This window comes from Sulfitobacter sp. PR48 (assembly GCF_028807335.1).
In the GTDB taxonomy this organism is placed as follows: Bacteria; Pseudomonadota; Alphaproteobacteria; order Rhodobacterales; family Rhodobacteraceae; genus Sulfitobacter.
The window spans coordinates 106,944-125,945 of record NZ_JARAMM010000012.1 but is presented as its reverse complement, the minus strand read 5'-3'; the positions used below and the strand labels follow the sequence as shown (position 1 = coordinate 125,945).

Below are 19,002 nucleotides of genomic sequence, written 5' to 3'. Positions count from 1 at the left end.
TTCGCTGCATCTGCGCGAAATTTGCTCGCATCCGCAGCATCGTTACAACGCGGACACTCTATTTTATCTGGTATTTCAGTCGTCGTTGAACGAACGCGGGTTTGGAGCCTTCCAGAATTTTGACGATGGCATCGTTGATACGCGGGTTTTCAATCGAACCACTTTCATAGGTGAATTTGTAGTTGTTGGCCTTGTCGAGCGTCACGTAAAGAATTTGCTCGGCGTCGGCCCCGACGGCAAGGTTCGGGTTGTGAGTGACCAATACCACCTGCCGAGATTTCTTAGCCTCGCGAATGCAACGCGCTAGCACGGTAAAGATGCTGTCATTGTCGAGGTTGTCTTCCGGCTGGTCGATAATCAGCGGTGTTTTTTCTTTGTCGAGGTGCAGGTAGAACACCAGCAGCAATAGACCTTTTTCGCCTGGGGAAAGTTGGTTCAGGTTTTTCCCGCCCAATCGAAGCTCATAACGTGGCTCGAAATATTCCAGCGAGAAAAGCAGATCGTAGAGACGCTTAACGTCTTTGATTTGTTTCGAGATACCTTCCGCTTTGATGTCGGAAATGACGGTCTTGGCAAAGCTCAGGATGGTTTCAACTTCATTCCAGTTCACGTCTGTCATGCGCTTTTCCAGATCGCTGCGCCCCTCTACGGCACCGCGAAACGGCCCGCGCGCGGTCTGGGTCACGAGTTCCAGAAAGCGCCCCGGAAATTCGTGTGACGGCAAAAATGACGCGTCGATCGATACATTGAATGCCTCCGAACTTACGGTTGCCAGCTTCTCCTCGACGCTGGATTTCAGGCCTTCGTAGAAAGAGCGCACCTTTTCCTTGGAGGTGAAAATCGAACGCGCAAGATCGTCGCGGTCGGAATAACGGGTATCAAGTTGCGCCTGCAGGTCGTCCTCGATGTAGCGGATACGGGCCTCCAAGTCCTTGATGGTGCCGGGCTTGGGGCTCTCATCTTTCCCCATGACTTCTTCCATCTTCTTCTTGATTTCCGAAAGGGTCTGGAGGTAGCGCTGATAGCGGCGCTGCGGCGCGGATAGAGTTTCCTGCAAGGCCTTCAGTTTATCAGCGAGATACTGGTGGGCTTTGCGTAGAGAGGGGACGCTTGTGAGCGCAGTAAAGTCCGTGCCCTCGGTAAACTCGCCAGCGTGCTCGGCCTCCAGCGCCTTCACTTCGGCGGCAAGTTTGGTAATCTTGGCATCGATGCTTGCGGTGCTGATCTTGTGGGAAACGATGAGGTCAATCTCCAGACCAAAGCGTGTACAGATGGGACCAAGCTCTTCCTTACCTTGCTTCACGTGAGCGTCGAGAGCGTTGATGGACTCCTTGAGCGATCCGAGCGACGTCAGGTCGGTCTTGATGGCCGATAGACGGTCGACCGCCTGCTTGCCGCGTTCCGTGATAGTCGCTTGAAGGGCTCGCGTTCGTTCTATCTCCTCGGATACGGCGCGCTGCTTGGGCGTTTCTTCCTCCGGCTTTTCGACAGCCGCAGGTTTCGAATTCTCAAGGACGCGGTACTCTTCGCACCGTTGATTCAACTGCTCTTTCAACCGGGCGCTGGTCGAAGGGTCTGCTTGCTGCTCAAGTTCAATGATCTCGATGTTTAGCTCGCGCAGACGTACCTTTAGGGCGCTAATGTCGCTCTTGCTCTGCGCGGTCTTCAGGTCTTCGAGTTCTGAAAACGTCGATTTCCCAATGCGGTCGGATTCCTCCACATGCGAGAAAACAACCTCTTCTATCTCCTTGCGAAACGCTTTGACCTCGATCTCGTTCGTCAGGCTTTCGAAGTAGTTCTGGGGAAGGTACTTGACAGCTTCGGGCCGGAGCGCGTCAACATCCTCATCGAGCTTTTTCGTGCGCTCGGTTCCGCTCGCCCAGGTCAGAGTTGCCGTGAAATTTTCGGCGTAGCCTTTTTGGCGGAACTTTCGGTTGCGGGCTTCGTCGGTCAGAAACGAGAAATGCTCTTGCTGGCGCGATTCCCCGAGGAGCCCAAGAATGTCGGCGATGGCGCTCTTGCCGCTCCCCTTGTTGCCAATAATAGCCGTTAGCTCGGGGTTGAAGGGTATCGCAACATTCCTGAACCAGGAGCCTTTGGCTCCCGCATATCCCGCAATCTGATCAATGCGCAGCCCCGCGATGAAACGGGTTGCATCCTGATTGAGCCGTTCCAACACGGTGGGATGCTCGCCGATATGCACGCGACCCTTTGGTTCAAAGAGCGTTTGACGGAGCCCTCTAAACGTCAAGTCGGCCTTGATCCAGGTCGGCGGGTATCCTGCCTCGTCGCCGGAGAGCCTGCCAAGATCGGCCATCGCATGAGCGTCCGAACCTGAATAGACGGGCTTCTTCTCGGAAGGGCTGCCGTCTTCGTAGCGGTCCGTACTAAGGAAATAGCCGGTGCTCTTGTCTGACCCGAAAAAAGCGTGACTGGCCTTGTCTAGCTCATCCGAGATCGATTTGCTGCGGGCGGATTTCGTGTCAACGCCGCGCAGACCATCATTGCCGGCCGCCGTGACGATCAGATAGGCCGTCTCGTCGGGGAACACCTTCTTGAGAGCCGTTTGAAGATCGGACAGACTGATTGTGGCCTGTTCGTATTCTTCGCGCGATGTGAGCTCACTGCAGCGAAGGCGCAGCCCTTCCCGAGTTTTGTGCGTATGCAGATCGCTGAGCAAGGTGCGCAGCTTCGTTACGGAAGCAAGCGCAGGGTCGATCAGGACATGGGTGTGAACATTGCGGCCGTCCGAACTCACTGTTTCCATGAGCCGGAATTCACAATTCGGGATAAAAACCTTTGTGCCGTGTGGGTAAAGGCGCTCATACGCCTCTGAAACGGCCAAGTAAGAGTCAAAGGAGAAATAATCTGTGATCCCAAATACTTGAACGTCCGAGCCCTCTAGCACTTCGAGATAGGCGCGGAGATTTTCCTCACTGGTATCGCCGTAGCCATTTGCCAGTTTGGTTCCTGGCCCGTGAAGATGGAGATCCCACCGATGCCATCCCGACCCATCTTTCTTGTAATCAATAGTCATTGCTTTTAATCCACTTGCGCATAGAGGAAGCGCTTCAAGTCACATGAGATACATTGTACCGCGCAATTTTCTGCGACAAGCATGAATGACCGATCTGGGGAAGCCGCGCTGCGGCGTGCTGTAGAATCCAAACGGCGGCTTTGGGGTGAGCACGATGCTTCACCTGCGAAGCGGCCTTGTACGCTGCGGCCTGCCTGAATTTCGCTGCTGGGCTCTTTTTGACATGGGCAAGCCCCGCAAGCGGGGCCGGGCTGCTGAGGCTCCGCCCTGAATTCTGACCTTGCTGTCTTCCTGTGCCAATACGTCTTGGTCTGTCTCATCCTGAGCCATCCCAAAACGTTTGCCACATGGTCGCCTTCACGATCCGCTTTGAGCCCTGACGGGTCTGCATCCCTCTTGCAAGGCGGACGCTGCCGCCGGGCGAAGCCGAGGGGCTCTAGTCTTCGCCACTTGGCATAAGATTCCGAAGGGCTATGGGTCTGGCTTCTGGTCGAACAGGATAACGCGAGCGCCTTCCTCACTGTCAGGATCGCCTACCAGCGCGAATGGCATATCCGACCCGTTCTTCTCGTAGAGGCAGCGGTATTTCATCTGCCCGCTGAAAGGATCACGCACCCGGTCGTAGCGAAAGCTGTGTTGTATGCTGTCTTCGATCCAGGCCTTGACGCCATCGCGGGTCACGAGTGCAAGCGGCGTGCCGTCAAGCAAGATTGTCTCGCCAACGTTGAAAATCTCTTTCATCTCATGGGTCTCCTATCGGTTCTCTTTGGTAGGGTTGCAAACCGTCGTCGCCCTTGCAACGATCTCTTTCCCGCGTGTGCTCTCTCTCGGTGCCATTGCCCCCGGATCACAACCGCGTCCTGCTCCAGTCGCTTGCAAACATCGTAGGGCTGATGGCGGTCTATCCTGCGTCATCATAAGGAACGTACTTCAAATTTGCGCTGTCTGCCTGATCAAAGCCATCGGACCATCTGGTACGGCGCATGCCGCAATTCCATCGGAACACGACGCCGACCTCGACATCTTCACCGTTTATTGTCGCCCAAATAACTTCGACGGGATGACCCGCATAATTTTTCATACTTTACTCCTGACCTCCATTTGGTCGGAGCCGCAGTTTTCAGGTGGTGGGTAATTGCCTGCACCTATATACTTAACCGACACAAAACGGAGTTTACAAACTTGCTTTACAGGCCTCTATACATTGCGCTCTTTCTGGGCGCGGCTTCATCGGCTGTCGCTGCCGAATGGGAGATCGGCGTGTCGCGAGGTCTGGAGACCTATGCCGCGACAGCGAACGACGGGACTGTGCTCTTAGTTTGCGATCCCGACCATGTCTACAACTCATACGTGAACCACTCGTATTTTTTGTTGCGTTTCGAAGACGGCAGAACGCCGCAAAAAGTTGTGTTTCTTGCAGCGAGTGGAGAGCAGGCTGCCTTCTCCGTGCGGGACGGGATCGCAACGCACCGAGATGCTGATCCTGCCGAATGGGCGCAGCTCATCGACATGATCGAGACAGGCGGTCAAATCGCTGTCGTGACTGCACGCGATGCCTTTACGCTGGATCAGGTCGCGCTGCCCGGGCTTCGATGCCGCTGATCTTTTGAGCAAGCTCTTCGATCTCGGATCTCAGCAGCGCCTTGCCGAAGGCGGATAACAGTTGCGTCACCCCATAGACGTTGAGCGGGTCATCAATGCTTGTCTGCAACGCCGCCGCATGGGCGGCGTCGAGCCTGATCATCGATTTCATGAAGGGGGCACCAGTGCCTTTTACCTCGGCCAGGCGTGGTCGAGCAGCGGAGGCAATCTCATGCCAGGTTGCGGTGTCGCGCAGGTTTTGCATGCGGGCGCGAACCGCTTTGATCAAGGCACGCCGAACGTAATCCGGGTCAAGGTCAGATCGTTCTGCCAGCGCATCAATGCGTGCCTGACCTTCAGCCCCGATGCGCACGTAATAGGTTCGAGACTGCGCTTCGGTGCTATTGCTGCAAGCATCGTCCGCCAACGGCTGGGTGGATACCCCTGGGTTGATACGCGCCGTTTCAGCCAAAGCCGCCTTTTCCCCTTTCCGGGGTTCTTTCTTGTCCACTGAATTTGCCGCTGGGCCTTCTGTCGCGACCGCTGCCGCCGTACTCTGATTGAATGCGGCATATTTCGTTGCGCTCGTGGTGAACTGCCGCGACCGTGCCAGCCTGTCTTCGTTCGAGATAGCGGTCCCGGACCGGTTTGGAATCTTCCTAGCCATTGGCGGCGTCCACCATGGTCTCAATGTCGCAAAGGGTCTCACTGCATAGGGCGAGGGCCGAGGAAAGATGCCCCGCCTGCAACCGATAACGAATGTCTTGTTCATAGATTTCCCGCACGTGTCCCAGCGGTCCGGTCAGCGGCATGCGCTGGATTGCGGCGAGGTGGGGCACCGGCGTTGGTAGGAGCGGCAGGGAAGAAATCACCTCGAAGACTTCGAGGTCCTGCCGGTGAACCCTGCGTCTTGCTGCATCTCGCTCTAAGTCATCGCCTGCGGTCACGAAATCGATGGCGCGTTTGTCCGCGTTCATCAATACCGCCGAAAACAGCGGGGCGGGGTCATCCGGCCCGAGGGTCTCGATCATGCGCATAACCCATGTCAGTGTTTTCAGGGCCGCCACGAAATCCGATTGTACCGGCACGGCCGGCACCAGGATCATGTCGCAGGCCAGCGCCAGTGTTTCGGTGTCGGGGTGTTCGCCGGGGCGGGTGTCGATCAGAACCAGATCAACACCTTCAGCCTCAAAGCTGTCCAGCGCGTGGTAAAGGCCTTCAACGGTCTCGGGGGCATCGGCCACGGTCAAGCCTGTGGGCCATGGAAGGCGTGGCAGATCACCGAAGTCGGCGCGCGCGCTTTTTGATTCCCATTCGAGGATTTGCTTGTCAGCATCCGCATCCATGACATGCACACGGCGGCCGCGTGCCAACATGGCGGACGCAAGCATCTGTATGAGAGTTGTCTTTCCCGAACCGCCCTTCGCGGAGATGGCCGTCACAACAAGCATTCAATGTCTCCATAACGTATATTTTGTGCCGTTATGGCGATGCCTCGGGATGGCGTCCAGACCTTGCGCGATAAAGGCGTTCAACCTTTGGGTCAGACAGATGTGCAGCTGCTATGGCGATGTGCTGTTTTGGCGATCATCTGCGTACGCGTTCGGTCAATCGGTCAGCCGGTCACTCACGCCGACCGTCATTGCAGCGCCCATCCTTTTCGCCATCGCGTCGTTGTGACAATTTCTCAATGCTGCCATCAGCCTTCGAGGTGTCGGGTCACCTGACCATCGACTATCCGTATCAGCGCCGAGGTAATACGCACGGGGCCGTGCAGGCGTTCCAATCCCACAAGGTCTTCTTCTCCTTCCGGGAGAACCCCTTTGAGCATTCAACGCCAATGAAGGGATATCGTGTCGGCTGCGCCGACGTCATTCCCGCGCCTGTTCAGGATCCGGGCCGGGGTCCCGGATCGCGGCGCGGGGGAGGCGGTGTCCCTTCGGTCTGTTCGTTGTCGCGTGGGGTTTACAGCAGGCATGGCCAAGGCCCTGCCTGCTGATCACCGAAGGTGCGACAACGGACCAAAGGGACGTTGACAGGAACGGTATTGTGTATGACAAAACTTGTGCGACGACTCATTAGAGTTTTCGTGTTTACAAAAGATATCTAATGATAAATCTTGCCGCCGATGTCCAAACGCCTCTCCACCATTGCCCGACAGGAGGTTCTCCGGCTCGCCGCGCAAGGGCTTGGCGATGGGGAGATCGCCGCGCGTGTTGGCTGCTCCCGGCCCACTGTCGCCCGCGTGCGGGCGCGCGGCGTGGTGACGGATCGAACCACAAAGGGCCGCGTGCTGCAGGTTCGGGTGTCCGCCCGTGAGGCCGAAGCATTCGAGGCGCTTGTGGCTGAGACGGGCATGACCACGTCGGGTCTGCTCCGGCACATGATCCGTCTGTCATCCGGCATTGTCGCGTTTCGCCGGGACGAGGTCACGGCGCTCAAGGCGTCGGCCAATCAGCTCAATGCCTTGGCGCGCAATCTTGTGCAGATGCTGAAGCTTGCCCATGCGGGCAAGCTGCGGTGGAACGCGCGCGACGCGGCACTGGTCGGTCGGCTTGCGGATCGGGCCGAAGAGGTTGCCCGGGCTGTGCAGGCTTTGCGCGCGGCCTCGCTGCGCGGGTCCTTCGTCCGGGTGTCCGAACTTCGGGACGTTGGGGAGGGGCAGCGCGATGGCTGAAACACGCACCCTCCAGCAGGCGGTATTAGGCGAGATACTGCCTCATGTGGGGCGGCGGTCTGCAGCCATGGCAGGCGAAGCGCGCGTTTCTTCGGGCCGTCGGCGTGGCACGTCCGGCGGGGCAGTTGCGGTAATGTCCTGGAACGCGCTGCGGGTGCCGCAAAGCGTGGTGAAGCGGGTTGGCACGGGCGGGTGTCATTCACCCAAAGAGTTACGCCGACAGATGAAATACATCCTGCGCGACGAGGCGCAGGTCGCAGCCTGGTCGAACCAGATCGGCATCGATCGTGTCTTTGGCGAGCGCGGCATGGAAAATGTCATTGCCGATTGGAGTGCTTCCTGGTGCGGGGCGCCGAAACGGGGTCACACCGATCACATCATCCTGTCCTTTCCCAAGGGAACCGAGGCGGAGTTGGCGGAAGCCATCTCGCGCGAATGGGCGCAGGAGGTGTTCGGCGGGGATTACCGGGATCGATATCGGTATGTGGCGGCCCTTCATTGCAACACAGATCATGTGCATGCCCATGTTCTTGTTGACAAGGTCGGGATGGAGGACGGCAAGTTCCTCTCGATCAGCCGCCATTCCGAGATCAGCTATGACATGATGCGCGAGCTGCATGCGCAGATCGCGGGCGAGCACGGGCTGGTGCTGAACGCCTCTTCCCGTCTGTCGCGTGGCATCATGGAAAACGCCCCGCGGGACACCGATTTGCAGGCGGCCCGCAAGGAGGGACGGGAGCCAGTGGTTGCCCCGCTGGATCCTGAAAGCCGCGCTCTGCGAGAGGCCGAGATACGCACACACGCCGAGGGGTATCGGCAGCTGGCGCAACTTGCGGGGATGGGCCTGGAGGCCGACACCCCTCCGGATGGATGGATGGGGCGCATCGCGGTGGGCGCAGAGCTTGCCGCCACCAACTTGATGAAAGGAATGCCGGTGAAAGAAGGGTTTGCCGAAGGGGTTGAGATCCCCGTTGCCGGAGCGGATGTGATCGGTCGTCTGATCGCCGCCCGCGAGACATTGCAAGCGGAAGCCGACACCGCCTGGAGCGCCATTCAGGACATGGCGCCCGGTGCCGAAAAGGTCGAACTGGAACAGCTCTTTGCCGGGCAGGCCCGCGAAATGGGCACGCTTCTGGGCCGCGACTTTCTTGCGGATCATTCTTCATCGGTGTCGCCCGAGCGCGATCCCTACAGTGTGCAGGGGATTGCGGGGCTGGCTGCACGGGCAGGAGACGAGGGCAATCCGCTCGTCGCAGAGGCCGATGCTGCACTGGGTCATTTCCGGGCGGAATTGGCGCGGGTTCTGGCACCGATGGAGGCACGGCTCGAGGAGGCGGGCAGCAGCGTCGAAGAAGTCGCTGCCCGTTTCACCGCACCCCATCGCAGCGAGGCGCAACTCGAAGCCTCACGCCCAGTGGACGCACAGGAGCGCGCGGACTGGCTTGGGCTGGAACGCGATCTGCAGGCGCGCGCGCGTGATGTTTTTGCGGGGCTGCACATGGATCGTGATCTTTTGGCGGATCTGGCGCGTCAGGACATTCTCGACGCGGGGCAGGGCAGTCGCCTTGCCGACATCGCTACGCTGGACAAGCTGATCTCCGACGTGCGGCAAGACCTGCGCGACGGGGATATGGATCAGCTGGCAGCGGGCCGGATCGATCCGCTCATGGACCGCATCGAAGACCCTGGTCTGCGACAAGCCGTGTTCTCGGAGTTAAAGGCCATCGCCGCAGTGGATGCGGGTGATGACATTGCCGGTCGCGACAGCGAACCCGCCGCCACCTACCGGACCCGTATCGAGACTTTCGAGCGCGCCGAGGAGCGGGGGCGCGACCGGGACGATACCAGTGGCGATTACGGCCTCTAGAGGATTCAAAACATGCTGCATGCAATGGAAAGCCGTTGGCGGTATCCGATCGCCATCCTGCTCGGTCTCGGTGTTGGCACCTGGATCGGTGCCGCGATCGCCACGCTCTATCTGATGGCGCGATTTGGCGAAGACCTGGGTGGGTTCGATATTTTCGAACTTTGGTTGCTCAATCTGTCTGATCCACGGATCAAGGCAAACCCTGCGGTGGAACATACTGCGTGGCTCATCACGGCACTTCCTGCCCTGCTTCTGGCGGCGACAGGAGCGACATCCGTTCATCGCGGGTCGCTCACCGATTATGATGATGCGCATTTCCAGTCGCGTCCCGAGCTCCGCCGCAACCGTATGTCGGCGTCTCTTTCCCAGAACGGCTTTCTGTTCGGCAAGCTCGGGTCACCTGCGTCCCGCGCGCCTTTCGTGTCGGCCACGCCAGATCGCTTCCCACACGCAATGATGATCGCGCCAACGGGCCGGGGCAAAGGGGTAGGCTTCGTTTTGCCAAACCTTTTGCACTTCCAGGGCAGTGCCGTGATCCTTGACGTCAAGGGCGAGAATTTCGAGAAGACATCCATCCACCGCCAAAAGGCGCTGAACAATCAGGTCTGGTACTTTTCGCCCTATGACTACGTTCAGCCCGAAGGTAAAAACGGGCCTGTCCTGACCCGCACGCACCGGTTCAATCCTCTCCAGCGCATTGCCGATCTGCCCAGCCCCGAGCAGCAATACACCGCCGTAAACACCATGGCGGACTTGTTCCTCATCGTCGAAAGCGTGAACGCGCAGAGCTTTTTCCAGGCCGGACGCAGCCTGTTCGTGGCGTCTTGCCTCTATGCCATCGAGACCGGAAAGCCGACGATCGGTGAGGCGTTGCGGATCATGACTGGCGGCGGCAATAAAAAGGAATTCTACAAACGGGCCGCCATGCAGACCGCAAACCCGGTGGTGGCAGAGATTTTCCTGAGCATGGCCGACGAAGTGGATAAGATTCTCGATTCCTATGTCAGTGTGATCCGCGGGGCCGGATTGGAGCTCTGGCTCGATCCGGCGGTGGACCGGGCAACACAGGCAAGCGATTTCGACTTCGGGACGTTCCGACGAGAGCCACAGTCGCTCTATATTGTCGTGCAGCCGGAGCACCTGAAAACACTGGCCCCCCTGATCCGGCTCCTGTTCGCCGATGCCATCGCATGTCTGCAGCGCGCGCATCCCGGACCGGACGAGCCACATCCCGTCATGTTCCTGATGGATGAATTCGACCAACTGGGCAAACAACCCCTGGTCTTGCAAAGCATCAAGACGATCCGCTCCTATGGCGGGCGGCTCTTTATCATCTCGCAGTCGATCCCCGGTCTTGAGGGCATCTACGGCGAAACCGACCGCCGTGCGCTACAGGCCGGTGCGGGTGTACAGATTTACATGACCCCGCAGGATGATCGTACCGCCGACGTGCTGTCCGCAGCCCTCGGCAAGCGCACGATCGTAGGCAAGACCAGATCACAGGCAACCGTGCGCAAGCTCTCGGAGAGCGCAAATATCAGCCGTCGCTCGGAAGAACGGGCGTTGGTATCGCCCGCTGAATTGCTGCGTTTCCCGCTCGACAAGGTCCTTGTCCTGCCCGAGGGGCAATATCCCATCAAGGCGGATCACATCCGTTACTATGCGGACTGGCATTTTGAGGAGATCGACAAAGCACGGCAAGGGCATGCCTTGCCATATCCTCCTGCTGCAGCGCCAGTCTCGAACAGGCCGAGGAAAATCACCCTCGAGCAACCAGAACCCGCAGCACCCGCGGCGATTTCCATGGGCGACAAGGAATTCGAGACTGCGGTCCAGACCTATACAGGCGCGCTACAGGGATACGCAGAAGCCGCTAGGGCACAGCCAAAGAAAACACGATCTGGTCGTAGGCAACGGAGCTCAGGCTTGGCCGGAACTAGTACAGCCTGACCACTTCTAAATTATTAAACAAATAGAAACCAAGGCTTTAGAAGCGCTTACGATCCTAGTCTGGGCTTAGGTAGTGGATTAAGGTCATGGGGCGGCCGATGGCCGAATGCTTGGAGAAGGGCTGACGCTTGGCTTCGCCCAAGGCTCCGAGTTATTCTTTTTGGCAGTGTAAACAGCTTTGCGCATTTATTTTCAAAGCGTTGCACATTCTGCCGCGAGAGTTAGTGTGACATCATTTCCGAACATATGACCTATGGGGGAACTTTTGCGGATTGTCGACAACACAACCACGCTGCTGGGAGATGATCTGAAAAGCGAGCTGTCCGGCGCGTCGAAATTTCGGGTCGCCGCCGCGTGCTTCTCTATTTACGCATTCGATGCCCTGAAAACGGAATTGAGTGAACTAAAAGAGTTCGAGTTCATTTTTACCACACCGACGTTTACCCCAAACGGTGCGATCGACCGCATCAAGAAGGAGAAGCGTGAGTTTTTCATTCCCAAAGGGCGAGCGGCAGAAACGCTTTCAGGCAGCGAGTTTGAAATTCAGCTTCGGAACAAGATGACTCAACGGGCGGTCGCGCGGGAATGTGCCAACTGGATCCGCAAAAAGGCGCGCTTCAAGTCGAACGTCACATCAGCACCGATGCAGCAGTTCGGACATGTGCAGCGGTCCGAGACCGGTGCGGCCTATATGCCGCTGTCAGGGTTTACCGCTGTTGACCTCGGGTATCAGCGCGGGGATGCGGTCTCAAGCTACACACAGGTCATGGATGAGCCCCAGTTTGCGCAGACCTACCTGAACCTCTTTGACCAGATCTGGAATGATGAGGAAAAGCTGCGAGATGTCACGGCCGAAGTCCTTGAGCACATCGAGTCCGTGTACCAGGAGAATCCTGCCGAACGGGTCTACTTCATGATTCTGTTCAACCTGTTCAGCGACTTCCTGAGCGAGATCGATGAGGACGTTCTGCCTAAGGATCGAACCGGTTATCTTGAAAGTCTTGTTTGGCAGAAGCTCTTCAATTTCCAGCGAGATGCCGCCGTCGGCGTTATCAACAAGCTGGAAACTTATAACGGGTGCATTCTGGCCGACAGTGTGGGGCTGGGCAAAACCTTCACGGCTCTGGCGGTGGTGAAGTATTACGAACTGCGCAACAAGGACGTTCTGGTCCTGTGCCCGAAAAAGCTAGCAGACAACTGGCGCAACTATAATGCAAACCTGACCACCAACATTTTCGCCAAGGACCGGTTTCGATACGACGTGTTGTGCCATACGGACCTTTCACGAACGTCTGGCGAGTCATTCGGGATGCGGCTCGATCGTGTGAACTGGGGCAATTACGATCTGGTCGTCATCGATGAATCCCACAACTTCCGGAACAACGATGTCTACAAGGATCGCGAAACCCGTTACCAACGTCTGATGAACCAGGTGATCAAGGCCGGGGTCAAGACCAAGGTCCTGATGTTGTCGGCGACGCCGGTTAACAATCGTTTCACAGATCTGAGAAACCAACTGGCGCTTGCCTATGAAGGGCATTCAGATGCCCTGAGCAAGAACCTGAAAACCAAGACCAGCGTGGAAGAGATATTTCGTCGCGCGCAGACTGCGTTTAACGTCTGGTCCAACTTACCCCCGGATCAAAGGACGCCAGCCTCCATCCTAAGGGCACTGGATTTCGATTTCTTTGAGCTGCTCGATGCGGTGACGATCGCGCGATCCCGCAAGCATATCGAAACCTTCTACGACACGGCGGACATCGGCAAGTTTCCAACGCGACTGAAGCCGTTGTCACATCATCTGCCGATCACGCACCGTGACGACGTCATCGGCTTCAATGAGATATTCGCCCAGCTGAGCGACCTGAAAATGGCCGTCTATGCACCGGTCAACTATATCCAGCCCAGTCGTTTGAAAAAATACGAAGACCTCTATGACACCAAGACGGAGGGCGGCAAAGGCACGCTGAAACAGGCTGACCGCGAGAAGAGCCTGCAAGCCTTGATGACGACCAACCTGCTCAAGCGGTTGGAAAGCTCTGTCCATGCATTCCGTAAGACCCTTGGCGCGCTGTCCGGCAATATCGGCCGGACGCTGGATGCCATTGCCCAGTTCGAGGCTTCCGGCGGTGCAGCGACGGTCGAGGATTTGGACATCGACCTGGAAGCTGTTGCGGACGAGGATGACGACTTCGCCGATTTCTCTGTAGGTAAGAAGATCAAGATTGATCTGGCAGATATGGACGTCACGGCCTGGAAGCAGGAGTTGTCGGTCGACAAGATCATCATCGATGGCCTGATTGCCGAGATGGAGAAGGTCACGCCCGAAGACGACGCGAAGCTTCAGCATCTAATTGCCGAGATCGCCGGAAAGATGGCCAACCCTCTGAACCCCGGCAACCGCAAGGTGGTCGTTTTCACCGCCTATGCCGATACCGCGAACTACCTGTTTGACCAGCTCGCGCCACATTTCGCCGATGCACAGAACATTCAAAGCGGCATTGTCACCGGATCGGGCAATCCGCGAACCACGCTCAAGAAATACTATGACTTCCAATCCGTCCTGACGCTCTTTGCCCCCCGCGCCAAAGAGAAGGACAAGATCGTGCCCGATGATCCGGCTGAGCTGGACATCCTGATCGGCACCGACTGCATATCCGAGGGGCAGAACCTTCAGGATTGCGACTACCTGATCAATTATGACATCCACTGGAACCCTGTGCGCATCGTCCAGCGGTTCGGCCGGATCGACCGCATCGGCTCGCCCAACACCCAGATCCAGCTGTCCAACTACTGGCCCGACATCAGCCTGGACGAATACATCAACCTTAAGGAACGCGTCGAGAACCGGATGCATATCGTCGACATGGCGGGCACCGGCGAGGATAACGTGCTCACCTCCAAAAGCTCGGACGTCGCCTACCGCAAGGACCAACTTCAGCGCCTTCAGAACGAGGTGATCGAGCTTGAGGACGTGAAGACCGGCATTTCCATCACCGACCTGGGCCTGAACGACTTCCGGATGGACCTGCTCAACTACCTCAAGACCCATGATGACCTGCCGCGCATGCCGCATGGGCTGCACACGGTCATCCCGTCGGACCCCAAGCGCGGCCTGCATCCCGGCGTGATCTTCACGCTGCGCAACATCCATGACAGCGTGAACGTGGGCCAGCAGAACCGCCTGCACCCCTATTACCTGATCTATATCGGTCAGGACGGCCAGATCATCGCGGACCAGACACAGGTCAAACGCCTGCTCGATCTGATCCGGTCGGGCTGCAAGGGCGTCACACAGCCCATTCGCGACTTGTGCACAGCCTTCAACGCGGAAACGCAGGACGGGCGCAAGATGGGCACCTACTCAAACCTGCTCAACGACGCCATCCGCTCGATGATCGAGGTCAAGGAGGAGCGTGATATCGACAGCCTGTTCTCGGGCGGGCATACCACGGCGCTGACCCAGACCATCGCGGGGCTGGAGGATTTCGAGCTCATCGCCTTCATCGTGGTGCGCGACCCATGACGCTGTATCAATACCCACCCCAGACCGCCCTCAAACGCGTGATCCCCAAGACCCGCATCTATGACGGGGCCGCCGCCAGCACGGCGCTGCGCGAGCGTTTCGTGCGTGAGGTGGATCAGATCACATGGGCGCACAAGCTCGCCCCCGAAACGCTGAACCTGCCTGCGACAGCCGCCGTGCCGGAAATTCAGGTGTTCCGCGTCACGCTCAAGGGCGACGCGCTGCATGACGACATCCTGCGCGCCATGGATCGCGCCATTCCCTTCCCGCTGCTGTTCGAGCTGGTGGCGGGTGACCGTATCCAACCCGCCGCCGCCTACAAACGCCCGTCCGAGGCGGAGCGCGGCAAATGGGTGCTGTCCGATCTCTTGCGGGGGGAGTGGACCGCGCGTGACGCCCCCCGCGCGCCCTTGCCGGTGGCGGTCAACATGGGTGTGCTCTATGACAGGATGCTGTCCGCGCTGATGCCGGTTGCGCCGGTGCCGGGCGAGGATGTGGAGACCCGCCTTGCGCGACTGGCAGCAATCAGGGCAAAAGAACGTGAGATTGCGCAGCTTCAATCGAGATTGAGGCGCGAAAGCCAGTTCAACATCAAGGTGACTCTGCACGGTCAACTGGCCGAGGCACAGGCGGCCTTTGACCATATGAAAGACCCGAATAAAGCGGGCGGGGGAAAACCATGAGTGACGAGATTGAAAAGCTGAAGATGCACAGTCCCGACCTGACCGCGCAGAATGTGGAGCGGATCGCGGCGCTGTTTCCGGGCTGCGTGACGGAAAGCAGGGGGCCGGACGGCACGCTGCGCCGCGCGGTGGATTTTGACCTGCTGCGGCAGGAACTCAGCGACAGCATCGTGGACGGCCCGCAAGAGCGGTATCATCTGGATTGGCCGGGCAAGCGGCAGGCGCTGATCACGGCCAATGCGCCGATTGCGAAAACCCTGCGGCCCGTGCGGGCGGAGTCGGTGGAGTTTGACACCACCCGCAACCTGTTCATCGAGGGCGACAACCTTGAGGCGCTGAAACTGCTGCAAGAGACGTATCTGGGTAAGGTCAAGATGATCTATATCGACCCGCCCTATAATACGGGGAAGGATTTCATTTACGAGGACGATTTTTCAGAAACCTCAGGCGCTTTTTTTGAAAAGTCTCTTCAGGTTGATGAAGACGGCAACAGACTTATTTCAAATACAGAGGCGAACGGTAGATTTCATTCTGACTGGCTGTCCATGATTTATTCAAGGATCCGCCTTGCGAGAAATATGCTTACTCAAGATGGATTGTTCTTCGTAAGCATAGATGACAATGAGTTAGTGAACTTATCCAAGGCTTGTGATGAAATCTTTGGTCCTGAAAATCTACTTTGCACGTATACAATAAAAGTCAGATATGAAGGAAAAACACTCGTTGAAGACATGCTTTTTCAGAAGGTTGTCGAGAACGTATTGGTCTATGCGAAATCTCGCAGTGATGTGCAGCTCGTCCAACCTTTAGAAGACTATAGTTATGACAAATTTTGCTGGCAGGTAGTGGAAGCTAGCACTCCAAGAACCGTTGAAATGGGTGGAAAGCGAGTAGATATATTTGAGCCTGACGGCTACTCCTTCAAAAAAGTTGAGCCCTCTGTTGACGGCTTGAAGGAGATTTGGGCTACCGGCTCAATTCTAGATGGAAATTCTTCTGGACGTTTCTTCAGAGACCACTTAGGCGGCCGCGTGGCGGACGATGGTTTGGGCGTCTTATATAAAGTCTGGGGTATCGGAGACGATCAACTACCATATAGATACTTCACTGGACCTAAGCGCGAAGGGGCAACGAAAGGAAAGTATTTCCAGGGCGTGCCATCCGGAAAAGTAGAGGAAGCATCTGTTAAAACTAAGCCTATAATTACGTTCCTCGATTTGGCCGGAGATTTTGGGAACTGTCGCCATGAAGGCGGTGTGGACTTTCGGAGTGGCAAGAAGCCCGTGAAGCTGATTAATGATCTGGCGTCGATAGTCAGCCTGAAAAACGATGATGTAGTTTTGGACTTTTTCGCTGGCTCGGGAACCGCTGGTCATGCGGTAAGGCAAATTTCTGCTCGAACGGGTTTGAACTTACGATCAATACTGGTGCAGTTACCTGAAAAAATAGATCCAGGTTCTGATGCCGGGCGTGCTGGATTTGAGAATATTGCGGAAATCACCAAAGAACGCATCCGCCGTGCAGGGGCGAAGATTCTCGAAGGGGAGTGTCACCCCGACTGGAACCGCGATGTGGGCTTTCGCGTGCTGAAAATCGACAGCTCGAACATGGCCGATGTCTATTACACCCCCGACGCCACCACACAGGCCGACCTGCTGGCCCGCGTGGACAAAATCAAACCCGACCGCAGCCCCGAAGACCTGCTGTTTCAGGTGCTGCTGGACTGGGGCGTTGACCTGACCCTGCCCATCACCCGCGAGAGCATTGACGGCAAGACCGTCTTCACCGTCGCCGGCACCGCCCTGATCGCCTGCTTCGACAACGGTGTGGATGAAACCCTCGTCAAAACCCTCGCCACCCGCCATCCCCTGCGCGTGGTGTTCAAGGACACAGGCTTCAAGGACGACGCGACAAAGATCAACGTCAAACAGATCTTTAAATCCCTGTCGCCCGACACAGACGTCAAAGCCATCTGATGACCCCCGCCGCACTGCGCCAAAAACTGACCGACCTGATCGCCACCTGGGAAAACGAGGTGGTCGAGTTCAAGGAGGCGTCCAATTCCTATTCCACAGGGGATATCGGGAAATACTTTTCGGCCCTGTCGAATGAGGCAAACCTGAAGGACGTGGATGCGGGCTGGCTTGTGTTCGGGGTGAACAACAAAAGCAGGACTGTCGTGGGGACGGATTACCGGCCCGCCCCCGCGCATCTGCAAAGCCTGAAACAACAAATTGCCGAAGGTGCAGACCCGACAACCACATTCCGGCAAATCCATGAGGTGGATGTGGACGGCAAGCGGGTTGTCATGCTGGAGATTCCGCCCGCGCCAAGGGGTATTCCCATTGCGTGGCAGGGGCAGACCTATGCGCGGGCAGGGGAAAGCCTGAGCGCGCTTGGCTTTGCGAAGCAAGATGAGATCCGCAACCAGACCCTGCACGACGATTGGAGCGCGCAGTTGGTGGACGGCGCCACGCTGGATGATCTGGACCCCGTGGCAGTGGAGCGCGCACGCAGTGACTTTGCCCTGAAGCATCAAAACCGGATCAATGCGGATGAGGTGCGCGGCTGGCCGGTGGCGACCCTGCTGGACCGCGCGAAGGTGACCCAACGCGGACAGGTGACCCGCACGGCGCTGTTGCTCTTGGGGCGCGCGGAAAGCGCCTACCTGATATCCCCCCATCCCGCACAGATGACATGGAAGCTGGTCGGACCGGAAACGGCCTATGAACACTTCGGCCCGCCATTCCTGCTGGCGACCTCGCAGCTCTATCAACGCATCCGCAACATTCAGCTGCGCCTGCTCCCCGATGACGAGCTACTGCCGCATGAGGTGTCGAAATACGACCAGAAGGTGGTGCTGGAGGCGCTGCACAACTGCATCGCCCATCAGGATTACCGCCAGAACCAGCGGATCATCGTGACCGAGCGGCCGGATCGCTTGGTGTTGGAAAACGCAGGGCGGTTCTTTGAGGGCGCACCCGAGGATTATGTGCGCGGCGACAAGACGCCGAGGGGCTATCGCAACCCCTATCTGGTGCAGGCCATGGTCGAGCTGAACATGATCGACCAGATGGGCTATGGCATTCAGCGGATGTATGAAACGCAGCGTCGGCGCTACCTTCCGATGCCGGATTACGAGGTGTCGGGCGATGCAGTGGTGATGACGGTCTATGGTGGGGTGGTCGATCCGGCCTATACACGCGTTCTGATGGAAAACGGCGGCTTGAAGCTGACCGACGTGCTGGCGCTGGACCGGGTGCAGAAAAGGTTGGAGGTGCCGGATGCGGCGATCCAGGCTCTGAAGCGCAAGGGGCTGGTTGAGGGGCGTAAACCTCGGTTCCGCGTCTCGGCTGCTGTCGCGGCTGCATCGTCCAAGAAGGCCGAATACATCAAGACCCGTGCGTTTGACGATCAGCATTACGCGGACATGGTGGTTGAGTTTTTACGAAAGTTCGGCAGCGCTTCACGAAAGGACGTTGATGACCTGCTCTGGGACAAGTTAAGCGACGCCTTGGATGACACGCAGAAGAGAAACAAAATCGGAAACCTTCTCAGCGGCTTACGGCGCAAAGACGTGATTTTTAACGCTGGCTCCAAACCTGCCCCACAATGGAAGCTGTGCGAATGAAACAAGAACATCCTACGAAAGAAATTACGAAAGAAGCGCTGGATTTAAGA

13 protein-coding genes are annotated in these 19,002 nt (G+C 57.6%); 8 read left to right on the top strand and 5 right to left on the bottom strand.

The window, feature by feature from the left end:
- Window positions 1-58 precede the first annotated feature (58 nt).
- From PVW51_RS16735 to PVW51_RS16725, 3 genes are all read right to left on the bottom strand, one after another.
- On the bottom strand, window positions 59-3,037 hold the full coding sequence (locus tag PVW51_RS16735) for a TrlF family AAA-like ATPase (RefSeq protein WP_274576147.1): 2,979 nt from the start codon (window positions 3,035-3,037) through the stop codon (window positions 59-61).
- Between the two features lie 471 nt (window positions 3,038-3,508).
- Window positions 3,509-3,778, bottom strand: a complete 270-nt coding sequence (locus PVW51_RS16730; protein WP_274576146.1) for a hypothetical protein — start codon at window positions 3,776-3,778, stop codon at window positions 3,509-3,511.
- A 160-nt stretch (window positions 3,779-3,938) separates the two neighbouring features.
- The gene (locus PVW51_RS16725) at window positions 3,939-4,118 is read right to left on the bottom strand and encodes a hypothetical protein (protein WP_114295055.1); all 180 of its coding nucleotides are present in this window, start codon (window positions 4,116-4,118) and stop codon (window positions 3,939-3,941) included.
- Window positions 4,119-4,219: 101 nt separating this feature from the next.
- On the opposite strand from PVW51_RS16725, the gene PVW51_RS16720 reads away from it, so the two are divergent.
- Window positions 4,220-4,639: a hypothetical protein gene (locus PVW51_RS16720; protein WP_274576143.1), complete on the top strand. Its 420-nt coding sequence runs from the start codon at window positions 4,220-4,222 to the stop codon at window positions 4,637-4,639.
- Here PVW51_RS16720 and PVW51_RS16715 read toward each other — a convergent pair.
- Window positions 4,596-5,285, bottom strand: coding sequence for a hypothetical protein (locus tag PVW51_RS16715; RefSeq protein ID WP_274576142.1), 690 nt, complete (start codon window positions 5,283-5,285; stop codon window positions 4,596-4,598). The two genes, PVW51_RS16720 and PVW51_RS16715, sit on opposite strands and share 44 nt — an antisense overlap.
- A complete protein-coding gene (locus PVW51_RS16710) occupies window positions 5,278-6,069 on the bottom strand; it encodes an AAA family ATPase (protein WP_274576141.1) in 792 nt (263 codons plus the stop codon). The genes PVW51_RS16715 and PVW51_RS16710 overlap by 8 nt, the downstream gene beginning before the upstream one ends.
- A 677-nt stretch (window positions 6,070-6,746) precedes the next feature.
- On the opposite strand from PVW51_RS16710, the gene PVW51_RS16705 reads away from it, so the two are divergent.
- From PVW51_RS16705 to PVW51_RS16675, 7 genes are all read left to right on the top strand, one after another.
- Entirely contained in the window at window positions 6,747-7,295 is a 549-nt protein-coding gene (locus PVW51_RS16705; protein ID WP_274576140.1) for a helix-turn-helix domain-containing protein, read from the top strand.
- Between the two features lie 223 nt (window positions 7,296-7,518).
- Window positions 7,519-9,162 carry a relaxase/mobilization nuclease domain-containing protein gene (locus PVW51_RS16700; protein ID WP_274576139.1) on the top strand — a complete coding sequence of 548 codons (1,644 nt, stop codon included), beginning with the start codon at window positions 7,519-7,521 and terminating at the stop codon, window positions 9,160-9,162.
- A 12-nt stretch (window positions 9,163-9,174) separates the two neighbouring features.
- Entirely contained in the window at window positions 9,175-11,112 is a 1,938-nt protein-coding gene (locus tag PVW51_RS16695; RefSeq protein ID WP_274576137.1) for a type IV secretory system conjugative DNA transfer family protein, read from the top strand.
- A gap of 265 nt (window positions 11,113-11,377) precedes the next feature.
- Entirely contained in the window at window positions 11,378-14,638 is a 3,261-nt protein-coding gene (locus PVW51_RS16690; RefSeq protein WP_274576135.1) for a helicase-related protein, read from the top strand.
- On the top strand, window positions 14,635-15,321 hold the full coding sequence (locus PVW51_RS16685) for a DUF4391 domain-containing protein (RefSeq protein ID WP_274576133.1): 687 nt from the start codon (window positions 14,635-14,637) through the stop codon (window positions 15,319-15,321). The genes PVW51_RS16690 and PVW51_RS16685 overlap by 4 nt, the downstream gene beginning before the upstream one ends.
- Complete coding sequence (locus PVW51_RS16680) at window positions 15,318-17,297, top strand: site-specific DNA-methyltransferase (protein ID WP_274576131.1); 1,980 nt, start codon at window positions 15,318-15,320, stop codon at window positions 17,295-17,297. Before PVW51_RS16685 ends, PVW51_RS16680 begins: the two co-directional genes overlap by 4 nt.
- Window positions 17,297-18,952 carry an RNA-binding domain-containing protein gene (locus PVW51_RS16675; protein WP_274576130.1) on the top strand — a complete coding sequence of 552 codons (1,656 nt, stop codon included), beginning with the start codon at window positions 17,297-17,299 and terminating at the stop codon, window positions 18,950-18,952. Before PVW51_RS16680 ends, PVW51_RS16675 begins: the two co-directional genes overlap by 1 nt.
- Window positions 18,953-19,002: the final 50 nt, after the last annotated feature.